The sequence below is a fragment of the Flavobacterium hercynium genome (assembly GCF_002217285.1).
In the GTDB taxonomy this organism is placed as follows: Bacteria; Bacteroidota; Bacteroidia; order Flavobacteriales; family Flavobacteriaceae; genus Flavobacterium; species Flavobacterium hercynium.
Map to the genome: position 1 here is coordinate 20,205 of NZ_MUGW01000002.1, position 13,635 is coordinate 33,839.

At 33.9% G+C, this 13,635-nt stretch carries 11 protein-coding genes and 1 pseudogene; 9 read left to right on the forward strand and 3 right to left on the reverse strand.

Features of this window, described 5'->3' with window-relative positions; genetic code table 11:
• The first annotated feature begins 195 nt into the window (after positions 1 to 195).
• The 9 genes and pseudogenes from miaB (at position 196) to B0A66_RS00410 (ending at position 10,277) form a co-directional block, all read left to right on the forward strand.
• Positions 196 to 1,641 (forward strand): tRNA (N6-isopentenyl adenosine(37)-C2)-methylthiotransferase MiaB, encoded by a 1,446-nt coding sequence (gene miaB, locus B0A66_RS00370; RefSeq protein WP_089047868.1) that lies wholly within the window; start codon positions 196 to 198, stop codon positions 1,639 to 1,641.
• A 97-nt stretch (positions 1,642 to 1,738) separates the two neighbouring features.
• Entirely contained in the window at positions 1,739 to 2,995 is a 1,257-nt protein-coding gene (locus B0A66_RS00375) for a sigma-54 interaction domain-containing protein (protein WP_089047869.1), read from the forward strand.
• A gap of 98 nt (positions 2,996 to 3,093) precedes the next feature.
• Positions 3,094 to 3,597 (forward strand): LptE family protein, encoded by a 504-nt coding sequence (locus tag B0A66_RS00380; RefSeq protein WP_089048138.1) that lies wholly within the window; start codon positions 3,094 to 3,096, stop codon positions 3,595 to 3,597.
• Between the two features lie 1,975 nt (positions 3,598 to 5,572).
• Positions 5,573 to 5,869 (forward strand): annotated as a pseudogene (locus B0A66_RS23250) (tetratricopeptide repeat protein); the annotation flags it as partial.
• Between the two features lie 3 nt (positions 5,870 to 5,872).
• The gene (secG, locus tag B0A66_RS00390) at positions 5,873 to 6,217 is read left to right on the forward strand and encodes a preprotein translocase subunit SecG (RefSeq protein WP_089047870.1); all 345 of its coding nucleotides are present in this window, start codon (positions 5,873 to 5,875) and stop codon (positions 6,215 to 6,217) included.
• Between the two features lie 144 nt (positions 6,218 to 6,361).
• On the forward strand, positions 6,362 to 6,637 hold the full coding sequence (locus tag B0A66_RS00395; RefSeq protein WP_012023920.1) for a co-chaperone GroES: 276 nt from the start codon (positions 6,362 to 6,364) through the stop codon (positions 6,635 to 6,637).
• Between the two features lie 134 nt (positions 6,638 to 6,771).
• Positions 6,772 to 7,146, forward strand: a complete 375-nt coding sequence (locus B0A66_RS00400; protein WP_089047871.1) for a four helix bundle protein — start codon at positions 6,772 to 6,774, stop codon at positions 7,144 to 7,146.
• A 27-nt stretch (positions 7,147 to 7,173) separates the two neighbouring features.
• A complete protein-coding gene (gene groL, locus B0A66_RS00405) occupies positions 7,174 to 8,802 on the forward strand; it encodes a chaperonin GroEL (RefSeq protein WP_089047872.1) in 1,629 nt (542 codons plus the stop codon).
• Positions 8,803 to 9,071: 269 nt separating this feature from the next.
• Entirely contained in the window at positions 9,072 to 10,277 is a 1,206-nt protein-coding gene (locus tag B0A66_RS00410; RefSeq protein WP_089047873.1) for an alkaline phosphatase family protein, read from the forward strand.
• Between the two features lie 49 nt (positions 10,278 to 10,326).
• Here B0A66_RS00410 and B0A66_RS00415 read toward each other — a convergent pair whose 3' ends face one another.
• The 3 genes from B0A66_RS00415 to B0A66_RS00425 all read right to left on the reverse strand — a co-directional run bounded on the left by B0A66_RS00415 (position 10,327) and on the right by B0A66_RS00425 (position 13,383).
• Positions 10,327 to 11,856, reverse strand: coding sequence for a SulP family inorganic anion transporter (locus B0A66_RS00415; protein ID WP_089047874.1), 1,530 nt, complete (start codon positions 11,854 to 11,856; stop codon positions 10,327 to 10,329).
• A gap of 271 nt (positions 11,857 to 12,127) precedes the next feature.
• Positions 12,128 to 12,340 carry a hypothetical protein gene (locus B0A66_RS00420; protein ID WP_089047875.1) on the reverse strand — a complete coding sequence of 71 codons (213 nt, stop codon included), beginning with the start codon at positions 12,338 to 12,340 and terminating at the stop codon, positions 12,128 to 12,130.
• A 62-nt stretch (positions 12,341 to 12,402) separates the two neighbouring features.
• Positions 12,403 to 13,383, reverse strand: coding sequence for a DUF6268 family outer membrane beta-barrel protein (locus B0A66_RS00425; protein ID WP_089047876.1), 981 nt, complete (start codon positions 13,381 to 13,383; stop codon positions 12,403 to 12,405).
• Positions 13,384 to 13,635 lie beyond the last annotated feature (252 nt).

Sequence of the window (13,635 nt, forward strand, 5' to 3'; positions counted from 1 at the left end):
TAGTATTCGATTAAAACTTTTAAAAAATACTAGATTAAGACATTTTTAATTTTGAGATAATTAAAAAGTTACTGCCCAATTTTTGAAGGTTACTTCATTTATGGTTTCACAAACTAACTTATTCTAAAAATTCTTTTTCTGCCAACTTGTCATATTTATTGGTTTTACGTTATCTTTGCACTTTGAAATTATACAATGGAAAAGATTATTGAAGAAAGCAAACAGGGTGAAAGTCTTGTTCTGGAAAATAAACCTGAGAATACTAAAAAACTATTTATAGAAAGTTATGGCTGTGCGATGAATTTTTCGGACAGTGAAGTCGTGGCTTCCATTTTATCTAACGGAGGATACAACACAACATCTGTTTTAGAAGAGGCTGATTTGGTTTTGGTTAACACTTGTTCTATACGAGACAAGGCTGAACAGACTATCCGTAAACGTCTTGAAAAATACAATGCTGTAAAACGTACGAATCCGAAAATGAAAGTGGGTGTTTTAGGCTGTATGGCAGAACGCCTTAAAAGTCAGTTTTTGGAAGAAGAAAAAATAGTTGATCTTGTTGTAGGTCCGGATGCTTACAAAGATTTACCAAATTTATTAGCGGAAGTTGAAGAAGGACGTGACGCTATAAATGTAATTTTATCAAAAGAAGAAACTTACGGAGATATATCGCCTGTTCGTTTAATGAGTAACGGAATCACTGCTTTGGTTTCGATTACACGCGGATGCGATAATATGTGCACCTTTTGTGTTGTACCTTTTACACGAGGACGTGAACGTAGTCGCGAACCTCAAAGTATAATGAGAGAAATTCAGGATTTATGGGAAAAAGGCTTTAAGGAAATAACGCTTCTAGGACAAAACGTTGACAGTTACCTTTGGTACGGAGGCGGTTTAAAAAAGGATTTTGTTAATGCTTCTGAAATGCAAAAAGCTACAGCGGTCGATTTTGATCAATTACTTGAAATGGTTGCTGTTGGTTTTCCAAAAATGCGTATTCGCTTTTCGACATCTAATCCGCAGGACATGCACGAAAGCATTTTACATGTTATTGCAAAGTATCCAAATATCTGTAAACATATTCACCTTCCAGTTCAGTCAGGAAGCAACCGAATTCTAAAAGAAATGAATCGTTTGCATACGCGTGAAGAATATATGGGGTTAATTGATAAAATCAGATCAATTGTTCCAAATGCATCAATTTCACAGGATATGATTGCCGGTTTCCCAACAGAAACGGAAGAAGATCATAAGGATACAATGAGTTTAATGGAATATGTAAAATATAATTTCGGTTATATGTATTCTTATTCTGAACGCCCGGGAACTTTGGCAGGAAGAAAGATGGAAGATGATGTTGAAGAAGCAACTAAGGCAAGAAGATTGCAGGAAATTGTCGATTTACAGCAACAACATGCCTGGTTTAGAAGTGAAGAATTTGTTGGACAAACGGTTGAAGTACTAGTAGAGAAAGTTTCTAAAAAATCAACAGAAGAATTTTCAGGAAGAAACTCTCAAAGTATTACTGTAGTTTTTCCAAAAGAGAATTATAAAATTGGTGATTTTGTTTTAGTAAAAATCACAAGCTGTACCAGTGGAACTTTAAAAGGTGAAGCTGTAGGGTTAAGCGACATGAATTAAATTGTTTCAGGTTTCAAGTTTCAGGTTATTTCTGTAACTTGAAACTTGAAATCTCAAACCTGAAACAAAGTAAAGGAAACTTGAAACAAAAACATACATGGAAACAGTTCAAGCAATAAAACAACGATTTGAAATTATTGGAAATGATCCTAAATTAAATCGTGCCATCGAAAAAGCCATTCAGGTTGCCCCAACTGATATTTCGGTAATGGTAACTGGAGAAAGTGGTGTTGGTAAAGAGAATATTCCAAGAATTATTCATTCGCTTTCGCACAGAAAACATGGTAAATATATTGCAGTAAACTGTGGAGCAATTCCGGAAGGAACAATTGACAGTGAGCTATTTGGTCACGAAAAAGGAGCTTTTACAGGTGCCACAAGCACGCGTGAAGGTTATTTTGAAGTAGCAGATGGCGGAACAATTTTCCTGGATGAAGTTGGAGAATTACCTCTGACTACACAAGTGCGTTTGCTGCGTGTGCTTGAAAATGGAGAATTTATAAAAGTAGGTTCTTCTCAGGTACAAAAAACTAATGTTCGAATTGTCGCAGCAACAAACGTAAACCTTTTTAATGCTATTGAAAAAGGTAAATTCCGTGAAGATTTGTATTATCGTCTGACAACAGTAGAAATTACTTTACCCCCTTTACGCGAAAGAAATGATGATATTCATTTGTTGTTTAGAAAATTCGTAGCTGATTTTGCACACAAGTATAAAATGCCACCATTAAAATTAGATGATGATGCCGTACAGCTTTTGCAAAAATTCAGATGGAACGGAAATATTCGTCAGTTGCGAAATGTAGCGGAACAAATTTCTGTTCTGGAAACCAATCGCGATATTAATCTGGCTACTTTAAAATCGTATTTACCTACTGAGGGAACCAATTTACCTTCTGTAATTAACGATCAAAAGAAAGACAGTGATTTTAATACCGAAAGAGAGATTCTATACAAAGTTCTTTTTGATATGAAAAGTGACTTGCACGATCTGAAAAAACTGACATTGGAACTTATGCAAAATGGCAGCGCTAATGTTCAGGAAACGAATAAAACATTAATTAAAAAAATATACGGATCTCCTGAAAATGATAGTGAAATAGATTTTGAAGAAGAACCAAGAACGGCTGTTATGACTCCTTCTAACAGAGAAGACAATTATCAGATCCCAGAAGACAATTATTTATTTGCTGAAACTATCGAGGAGGAAGAGATTTTACGTTTAGAACAAAAAGAAATCGAAATGATCAAAAAATCATTAGAAAAAAACAAAGGAAAACGTAAAGCGGCGGCTGATGAATTGGGTATTTCAGAAAGAACTTTATATAGAAAAATCAAGCAATTTGATTTGTAGCTGCAGAACAAAGCGATTACATCTCAAAATGTTTTAAATGAAAATGAATATCTTTGACACCAATGCCGGTAAACTGGCGAAGCAATTTTAAATTAAAAATGAAAAACTTAAAATATATTTTAATTCTGGTAGTTGCTGCAACTTTTAGCAGCTGTAACGTTTACAATTTTACAGGAACGGGAAAAATCGATGCCAAAACCTTTCAGGTAAACTTTTTCCAGAATAATGCCGATTTAATTGAACCTGGAATTGACAGGGATTTCACATTAGCATTGCAGGATTTAATTATGAATCAAACCAACCTAAACTTAACAAGTGAGGCTGGTGATTTGGTTTATGAAGGTGAAATTATTGATTACAGAACAACTCCAATGACTGCAACGGCAGATCAACAAGCGGCTCAAAACCGTTTGACCATTCGAGTGCAAGTACGATTTACCAATAAAAAGAAGGAATCAGATGATTTCGAAAAAACCTTCGAATTCTATAAAGATTACGCAGGAACGCAACAGCTTGTAGGTTCATCATTGAATGCAGCCATAAAAGAAATTTTTGACAGGATTACACAAGATATCTTTAATGAGTCATTGGCGAAATGGTAATTTGCTTCGCTGTTGAATCGGTTTATTGTTAAATCGTGAAATCGTTTATTTGTTAAAACGATGAAACGCAAAATAACGTAACGCTTTAGCAATTCAACAAATAAACAGATGAACAAATTAACGAATAAACAATTTTACGATTTAACGATTCCACAAATAAACGATTAAACAATAAATATAAATGAACGTAACCGATTATACTCACCTAATTAATAAACCCGATGCTATTACAGGAAAGCAAACGGAGGCATTAGGAAGTGTTTTAGATGAATTTCCGTATTTTCAGAGTGCAAGGGCATTACGATTAAAGGGACTTTACAATCAAAACAGCTTTAAGTATAATTATGCTTTAAAAGTTACAGCTGCTCATACTGCAGATCGTTCTGTCTTATTCGATTTTATTACTTCGGAAACTTTCACTTCTATTCAGGGAGATTTTTATGATCAGAAACTTCGCGAGCTTTTAAATATTAAAGTTTTTGATAGTGAAATTATTACGCCTCAGGAAGTAAAACATATTCCGGAAGCAAGAATTGATCCTATCGAACAATCTATTTTAACTTCCATTAGACAAGCGACTACGGTTGTTTTTGAAAAACCAAAAGAAGAAGATAAACCTACTGAACCTATTGCTGAAACACCTATCTCGAAGGATATAAAAGATACAACATCTATTGTTTTTGAAGAAGTAAAACAATCAGATGATAAATCAATTGACTCTTCTACAGAAAAGCCTGTTTCAAGTTTTATAGACGTAACTAAATCAATAATTTTTGAAGAAGTTATAAAATCAGAAGAAAAAACAGTTACTCCTACTATTGAAGATTTTGTTTCCCTAAAAGAAACAACACCAATTGTCGTTGAAGAAGTTTCAATAGTTAAAGAAGAAGAACCTACTACTTTTGTAGAAGAATTTGTTTCTAATACTACAGAAGAAATAATACCAATTATTGTTGATGAAAATTCAATAATTAAAGAAGAGCCTGTTATTCCTATTATTGAAGAAACTGTTTTTACTACAACAGAAGAAATAGTGCCTATTATTGTTGATGAAGTTTCTATAATTAAAGAGGAAGAACTTACTACTTTTATTGTAGAAGAATCTATTTCTAATACTACAGAAGAAATAGCACCAATTATTGTTGATGAAGTTTCAATAAATAACGAAGAACGGACTATTCCTATTATTGAGGAACCAGTTTTTACTGCAACAGAAGAAATAGTGCCTATTATTGTTGATGAAGTTTCAATAAATGAAGAGACTATTATTCCTATTATTGAAGAGCCAACTGTTACCGAAATAAAAGAAGCAACATCAATTGTTACAGAAACGATAACAATTAAAAACGAACAAGAAGAGATTAAAGATACTCCAGCTAAAGTATTCAAACCTACTTTCTTTGATGAGATTGTGCTGGATGAAGATTTAGAAGATTCAGATTCTGTTAGCAATCCAACTATTTCTAATACTGAATCAGTTGTATCTACTGAGCAATCGATAAATACTGAAATTAATGCTGATCCGCTTGTTGCCCAATCAAATGAAGATAATGTTGAGGAAGACGTAACCACTACTTTTGAAGCTGCGGAACAAAAAGAAGAAGCTACAGAAACGAAACTGGAGACTCTTAAAGAAGCGGAAGAAAATCTGGAAATCGGAAAACCATTAGATTTTTCGGTATTCGAAAAACATTCTTTTCAGGAATGGTTACAACTTTCCAGAACTGAACCTATCGACAGATCAAAAGATGTTTCGAATGGAGAAGAAAACACTACAGAGGAAATTACAGTTGAAGAAATCGAAGAAACTAAAGCGGAAGAAATTCCAGAGACAGTAATTCCGGAAACAACAATTGAAGAAAAAGCAATTGAAGAAATTAAGCCTGAAGCAGACACAAAACCGGAGCCTGTAGCAATCGAAAAAGCTCCTGAAACGGATATAGAGGCCGTTACTACAACAAATATTCCTGTTGAAGAGGTTGAAAAAAAGAAAAAAGCAGAACTGATTGATAAATTCATTGAAGCTAATCCTAAAATTCCACCTGTTAAGGAAGCAATAGTTACCACACCAACAGTTCAATTCGACATAAACAAAGAAGATAATTCTTACTTAATGACCGAAACTTTAGCTCGTGTATATTTGGAACAAAAAAAATATACGAAAGCAATACAAGCATATGAAATATTAATTTTGAAATATCCAGAAAAAATTAGTTTCTTTGCAGACCGTATTTCGGATATAAAGATTTTACAACAAAACAATAATATTTAAACAATGAGCACATTTTCAGTTTTTTTAGTTTTAATCACAATAGTTTGCTTTCTATTGATCGTAGTAATCATGGTACAAAACCCTAAAGGAGGCGGATTATCGTCTACAATTAGCGGAACTCAAATGTTAGGCGGAGTACAAAAAACAACAGACTTTTTAGATAAAAGTACTTGGACTTTAGCTACTATTCTTATTGCTTTAATTTTACTTTCAAGCTTAAGCTTTACAGGATCATTAAGTGATACTGATTCTAAAATTATTGATAAATCTGAAATTCCTGCTGCTAACACACCTGCTGCTCCGGCACAACAAACACCAGCAGCTCCTGAAACTCCAGCAGCTAAATAATATTTTTGATATAAAATTAAAATGCCAGCCTGTCAAAGCTGGCATTTTTTTTAAGAAATAATGTCAGTTTTAAGAGCATGGCATAATTTCTGAAAGTTCTTTGAACGTTAATAAAAACTTATAAACCTTATAATAATATAAATCATGGCTTTAAACATTAAACCGCTTTCAGATCGCGTACTTATTGAGCCTGTAGCAGCTGAAACTAAAACTGCATCAGGAATTTTTATTCCGGATACTGCCAAAGAAAAACCACAAAAAGGAACTGTAGTTGCAGTTGGAAATGGATCTAAAGATCATACTATGACTGTAAAAGTTGGCGATACTGTTCTTTATGGTAAATATGCAGGAACTGAATTAAAACTTGAGGGAACTGATTATTTGATTATGCGTGAAGATGATATTCTTGCAATTATCTAAATTGCTGTAAGCTATAAGCCTTAAGCTTTATGCTTTCCAAAAAAGCCTATAGCCTATTGCTTAAAGCTTAAAAAAGCTTAAAGTAAATAAAAAAAAGCTTAAAGCGTATCGCCTAAAGCCTAATGCAAAAGATAATGAGAGATTTTAAGAAATATGATATTTGGCAACTAAGTCATTCTTTTACTTTAGAAATCTATAAAATAACTTCTCTTTTTCCAAAAGAAGAATTATACGGATTAACAAGTCAGATTAGAAGAGCGTCTTCGTCAATTCCAACTAATATTAGTGAGGGTTGCGGAAGAAACAGTGACAAAGAATTCAATCAATTTCTCAATATAGCTTTAGGTTCTGCCAGCGAGACAGAATATCTTTTGATTTTAGCTAAATATTTACAGTATTTCAATAATGAAATTGCAGAGAATCAAATAGAAAAAATCAACAGTATTAAAAGCAAAATTTACAAACTAAAACAAATACTAATTCAGCAGCAGGAAAAGCCTAAAGCTTAAAGCCTACTGCTTAACGCAAATAAAAAAATGGCAAAAGATATAAAATTTGATATTGAAGCACGTGACGGATTAAAACGTGGTGTTGATGCATTAGCAAATGCTGTAAAAGTAACTCTTGGACCAAAAGGTCGTAACGTAATTATCGGAAAATCATTTGGTGGACCAACTGTTACTAAAGATGGTGTTTCTGTTGCAAAAGAAATCGAATTAAAAGACCCATTAGAAAATATGGGTGCTCAAATGGTGAAAGAAGTTGCTTCTAAAACCAATGACTTAGCAGGTGACGGAACTACAACGGCTACTGTTCTTGCTCAAGCAATCGTAAAAGAAGGTTTAAAAAACGTTGCTGCAGGTGCAAATCCAATGGATTTGAAACGTGGTATCGATAAAGCTGTTGAAGCTATCGTTGGTGACTTGGCAAAACAAGCTAAAGTTGTTGGAAGCGATTCTGATAAAATCAAGCAAATTGCTTCTATCTCTGCTAATAACGACGAAGTGATTGGAGAACTAATCGCTACTGCTTTTGCTAAAGTAGGTAAAGAAGGTGTTATTACAGTTGAAGAGGCTAAAGGAACTGATACTTTCGTTGATGTTGTTGAAGGAATGCAATTTGACAGAGGATACCTTTCTCCTTACTTTGTAACAAATCCTGAGAAAATGGAAGTTGAATTAGACAGTCCATATATCTTATTATACGACAAAAAAGTATCTTCTTTAAAAGAATTACTTCCGGTTTTAGAGCCAGTTGCACAATCAGGAAAACCATTATTAATTATTGCTGAAGATGTTGATGGAGAAGCTTTATCAACTCTTGTAGTAAACAAATTGCGTGGAGCTCTTAAAATTGCTGCTGTAAAAGCACCTGGTTTTGGTGACAGAAGAAAAGCAATGTTAGAAGATATCGCAATCTTAACTGGTGGAACTGTAATTTCTGAAGAAAGAGGTTATACATTAGAAAATACGACTATCGAAATGTTAGGAACTGCAAAAAGAGTTTCTATCGATAAAGACAACACTACAATTGTAAGTGGTGCTGGTGAAGCTGATATCATTAAAAACAGAGTAAACCAAATTAAAGGTCAGATGGAAACTACAACTTCTGATTATGATAAAGAAAAATTGCAAGAGCGTCTAGCTAAATTAGCTGGTGGTGTTGCTGTTCTTTATGTTGGTGCTGCATCTGAGGTTGAAATGAAAGAGAAAAAAGACAGAGTTGATGATGCTTTACACGCTACTCGCGCTGCTGTTGAAGAAGGAATCGTTGCTGGTGGTGGTGTTGCTTTACTTAGAGCAAAAGCTGCTTTAGCTGACCTTAAGGCTGACAATGCTGACGAAGCAACTGGAATTCAGATTGTTTCTCGTGCTGTTGAGTCTCCACTTAGAACTATTGTTGAAAATGCAGGTCTTGAAGGTTCTGTAGTTGTAGCAAAAGTTAGTGAAGGTTCTGGAGATTTTGGTTACAACGCTAAAACTGACGAATACGTAGACATGCTAAAAGCTGGAATTATTGATCCTAAAAAAGTAACTCGTGTAGCGTTAGAAAATGCTGCTTCCGTTGCCGGAATGATCTTAACTACAGAATGTGCATTAATTGATATTAAAGAAGAAAACGCTGGCGGAATGCCAATGGGTGGCGGTATGCCAGGAATGATGTAATCATTCTTTCTTTGAAAAACTTAAAGCGCTGGATAAAAAATCCAGCGCTTTTTTTGTGCAACTACTTTTCCGCCACAAATTCATGAATTATTTTACTTTATTGTATAGTGAAAATTCGTGAATTGCTTCGCTTGTTCACTATCGCTCGAATCGTGGCGATCTTTAAATTCATAAATTATTATTTAACGGCAAAGACAAATTGTTTAACATTCTGTTTTTGCTGCTAAAAATGCTTATCAGTAAATTTGCAGTTCTATTAAAATTACAAAATGAGAAAATTCACAACTCACCTATTCCTTTTTACAGCTTTACTTTTTACTGTTTTTTCGCATTCTCAATCTAATAAAGATGCTTACGTCGTTTTGGTTTCTATGGACGGCTTTCGTTGGGATTACGAGAAACATTTTAATCTTCCTAATCTAAAGCAAATTGCCAAAGAAGGTGTTCATGCTAAATCTATGCGACCTTCTTATCCGAGTAAAACTTTTCCCAATCATTATTCGATTGTAACGGGACTTTATCCGGATCATCACGGCATCATCAACAATGTGTTTTATGATCCGAATTTAAAGGAAACTTTTAATTTATCGAGTAATGCAAAAAATGATTCTCGTTTTTATGGCGGAAATCCAATTTGGAATGTAGCGGAGCAACAAGGCGTAAAAGCGGCTTCGTTCTTTTGGCCAGGTTCTGATACCGATAAAAACAGACCTTCGTACTACAAACAATATGATGATAAAGTTCCGTATGAGACTAGAATTGATACGGTAATAAAATGGCTTGAACTGCCCGAAAAACAGCGTCCACATTTAATTACTTTATATTTTGACGAACCAGATCATACCGGTCATGGTTTTGGTCCGCTTTCTCCTGAAAACGAAAAAGTAATCATCAAAATGGATTCTATCATGGGGCAATTAACCGCTAAGCTGGATCGATTGGCTATCGGAAAACAAATTAATCTGATTATTGTTTCTGATCACGGAATGGCTGCTATCAGCAATGATAAAAAGGTTGCTATTTTAGATTACTTAAAACCGGAATGGCTTGATTATAAAGCGGTCATTAATCCGATTATGAGTTTGCAGGCAAAACCAGGCTTTCATGATTCTATCGCAGCTGCTTTAAAGAAAGTACCACATATTAAATTCTGGAGAGCAGGAAAGCTTCCGAAAAGACTTCATTATGGCACAAATCCGAGAGTGCATGATTTTGTTATTGAAGCCGAAAAAGGATATAGTTTGGTGAATAAGAAATCCCAAGATATAAAAGGTGGTACGCACGGCTATGATAATAAAGAAAAAGACATGCAAGCTATATTTTATGCTAAAGGCCCTGCTTTTAAAGTAAATAAACAAGTAGGATCTTTTCAGAATGTATCTGTCTATCCGCTGATTGCAAAAATATTAGATTTAAAAATCGATACTGTTGATGGTGAGTTAAGGGAGGTAAATTCGATGCTGAAAAACAATTAGATAATAAAAAAAGCGAGAATTAGAACATATCTAATTCTCGCTTTTCTATTTAAGACACTACTTTATACGTAGGATCTTCAATTACATTTACTTTAATAACACCTTCAGCATTTTTTAGTAAGGTTCTGCAATCAGGACTTAAATGCTGTAATTCTACTATTTTATTAAGCTGACTGTATTTTTCGGTGAGGTTGTTCAATGCCTCAATAGCTGACATATCTGCTACACGGCTTTCTTTAAAATCAATAACGATACGATTGGGATCATTTGCAACATCAAATTTTTCCATAAAATTGGCTACAGAACCAAAAAATAAAGGTCCGTAAATTTCATAATGTTTTACTCCATTGGCATCTGTAAAGTTTCTGGCGCGAATTCTTTTGGCACTTTCCCAGGCAAAAACTAACGCAGAGATTATTACACCTATTAAAACAGCCAAAGCCAGATTATGCACTAAAACGGTAATTACAGCCACTAGAATACCCACAAAAATATCGTGTTTAGGCATTTTATTAATTACTTTAAAACTAGCCCATTCAAATGTTGTAATAGCAACCATCATCATAACACCAACTAAAGCTGCCATTGGTAATTTTCCAATAACAGGTGCTCCAAAAAGTATAATTAGTAAAATAGTTAACGCTGCAATGATTCCGGATAATCGTGCTCTGGAACCAGCAGAAAGATTTACCAGTGTTTGTGCAATCATAGGACAGCCTCCCATTCCAAAAAAGAAACCGTTTAAGATATTGGAACTTCCTTGCGCTATACATTCGCGATTGCTGTTCCCTCGTGTTCCTGTTATTTCATCTACCAGATTTAAAGTCAATAATCCTTCTGTTAAGCCTACCGCTGCAACAATTACAGAATAGGGAAATATAATTTGAAAAGTCTCCACAGAAATGGGAATATTTGGAATATGAAAAGGTGGAAATCCGCCTTGAACGGAAGCAATATCTTCTACTGTTTTTGTTTCTATATTAAAAACGATCACAAGGGCAAAAACGACCATTATGGCTACTAATGATGCCGGAACTGTTTTTGTTATTTTAGGAAAAAGCAATACGATACTAATTGTAAGTACCACCAAACCCATCATTATGTACAAAGGTGTTCCCTGCAACCATGCGACCTGTCCGTTTACAATACTTTTAAATTGCTCTAACTGCGACATAAAAATAACGACAGCAAGTCCGTTTACGAAACCAAACATAACAGGTTGTGGAACCAGTCTTATAAATTTTCCGAGTTTAAATAATCCGATGGCAATTTGTACAATTCCGCCTAAAGCAACGGCTGCAAATACATATTCTATTCCGTGTGACTTCATTAAGGCGATCAAAACAATTACCGTTGCTCCTGCCCCTCCAGAAATCATTCCTGGTCTTCCGCCAAAAATAGCCGTCACTAATCCGGCGATAAAAGCGGCATATAATCCCACTAATGGAGGGAATCCGGCTAAAATAGCAAAAGATAATGATTCCGGAATCATCGTCATGGCTACAGTAAGTCCCGCTAAAATTTCGTTTTTGTAATTGACTTTTTGAGTAAAGTCAAAGAGTTGGAAAGTCTTTTTCATAAGAGCACAAAATTAAAAAAATATTGCGCATAAACAGAACAATCCTTTCTTTACTAAAAAGAATATAAATTCATGAAGTAATGCTTTGAACAGGTTTACGAAACAGCAGCAATCAGCATCATTATAAGCGAAAGAATAAAACTAATCATATCCTTAAAAATAAAGTTTTTAGAAAGAAATTAACGAATCAAAAATAGTCATAATAATAGTACGAAAAACACGTAAATACACCCGTTTTTCTTTCTCGAAAAAAAACTATCTTATAAGTCCATTATTCTAATGCTACACAAATGTATCCGAGACAATTTACATAATCGATAATGCTTTTCGGCTTTAAGCCACGCCCTTCTACTCTTAAGATTTTATCACAATCTTCTAAATCAAAATTGACTTTGTAATGCGGAAATTGGTTCTGAATAATCGTAATAATATTATTTTTATCTGCTTCTTTTTGCACGTTGGTTTTAAAAACTTCTACAACCATAATTATCTTATTTTTATATTAAATGAAATAATTGACTTATAAATTATATTAATGGAATTTTCTTAAAAAGGATTATAGGAGATTCCTACTCTAAAATATCCTTGTGTTTCTTCTTTTTGATCGTATACATATCGGTTTGTTCGTTGTCCTCTCTCCGTAATTCTGCTAAACAATACATTATTGACACCGCCTTTAAAAAATGTAATCACTTTTGGAGTAATGCGATATTCGTAAGTCAGTCCTGATTTCAATTCTAACTGATTCATTTCATAAATACCTTTCAAATTTTCTCCATTTAGATTTAAATAAAAACTCTCTGAATTTAACTCTGTTCCTACTGAAATTCTTCCATTTTCTAAAATGTCTCTTCTAAACAAAAGTCGTTGCGGAAGAATAAAATCGATATCCCATTTTGAGTTTTCGAACTTATGATTATACGTAAAAAGCGGTGTAAGCGGAATAATTGAGGAAGGATCAAGCATGGCAAGTGCACCAATTGTAATCGTTGTATTGGCGGTTTTTTTTAAAACTAAAGTGGCGGTAGCAAATCCTTTTATACGTTGTACATCTTTGTCATTTCCATCTACCAAAACAGTTGCATTGTAAACAACCGGTTTTTTAAATAATGATGAAACATAAGTAGCACTTACCGCAGTTGTAAAAAGATGAAAATCGTGATTCTCTCTTGTGTAAGTCGTATTGGTTGCTACATTGTTTATCTCATCAAAACCATATGTTTCGTATTTGTAACGAAGAGAAGCTGTCAGAATAAATCGTTTTGAATCTGAAACATAAAAAGGCATATTAAACGCCACTTTTAATCGGTTATGCTGGTCTATTCTACCTTTTTCAAAAGCTTTCCCAAAAAGTTCTGAATCAAAATTGGTCGGTGTTAACTGTTCGTACTGCACATCAAATGTTCTTGTGGTCGGAAATTTGTCTGTAACTGCTTTCCCAAAGTTTTGCATACTCTTCCCTTTGTCCTGAGCCATTGTTTGCAAATATGTACATACTACTAAAACTGTGATTATTTGTGCTCTCATGAATTGGAATAAAATGAAGATTATTTTTGAGATTATTTATAAAAATTCTGGGTCAAAAATAATCCAAGAAGCCTTTACTGTACTAGTCTTTTTATTCTAGTGGCGTATCATTTATACTAATGGCGTTTGTATAATTTTGCACAACAAAGCACTATTAACTATAATATTACGCTAATTTTGCCGTTATGAAGATGCTTAAAATTTATCAAAACTTTTTCCTTCGCAATGTTATCGTAAACGCTATCATATACC

Bases quoted from the DNA above. Each gene is read 5' to 3' on its own strand.
- secG (WP_089047870.1), top strand. From the start codon at position 5,873: ATGAGCACATTTTCAGTTTTTTTAGTTTTAATCACAATAGTTTGCTTT.
- B0A66_RS00420 (WP_089047875.1), bottom strand. From the start codon at position 12,340: ATGGTTGTAGAAGTTTTTAAAACCAACGTGCAAAAAGAAGCAGATAAA.
- groL (WP_089047872.1), top strand. From the start codon at position 7,174: ATGGCAAAAGATATAAAATTTGATATTGAAGCACGTGACGGATTAAAA.
- B0A66_RS00375 (WP_089047869.1), top strand. From the start codon at position 1,739: ATGGAAACAGTTCAAGCAATAAAACAACGATTTGAAATTATTGGAAAT.
- miaB (WP_089047868.1), top strand. From the start codon at position 196: ATGGAAAAGATTATTGAAGAAAGCAAACAGGGTGAAAGTCTTGTTCTG.
- B0A66_RS00400 (WP_089047871.1), top strand. From the start codon at position 6,772: ATGAGAGATTTTAAGAAATATGATATTTGGCAACTAAGTCATTCTTTT.
- B0A66_RS00415 (WP_089047874.1), bottom strand. From the start codon at position 11,856: ATGAAAAAGACTTTCCAACTCTTTGACTTTACTCAAAAAGTCAATTAC.
- B0A66_RS00395 (WP_012023920.1), top strand. From the start codon at position 6,362: ATGGCTTTAAACATTAAACCGCTTTCAGATCGCGTACTTATTGAGCCT.
- B0A66_RS00425 (WP_089047876.1), bottom strand. From the start codon at position 13,383: ATGAGAGCACAAATAATCACAGTTTTAGTAGTATGTACATATTTGCAA.
- B0A66_RS00380 (WP_089048138.1), top strand. From the start codon at position 3,094: ATGAAAAACTTAAAATATATTTTAATTCTGGTAGTTGCTGCAACTTTT.
- B0A66_RS00410 (WP_089047873.1), top strand. From the start codon at position 9,072: ATGAGAAAATTCACAACTCACCTATTCCTTTTTACAGCTTTACTTTTT.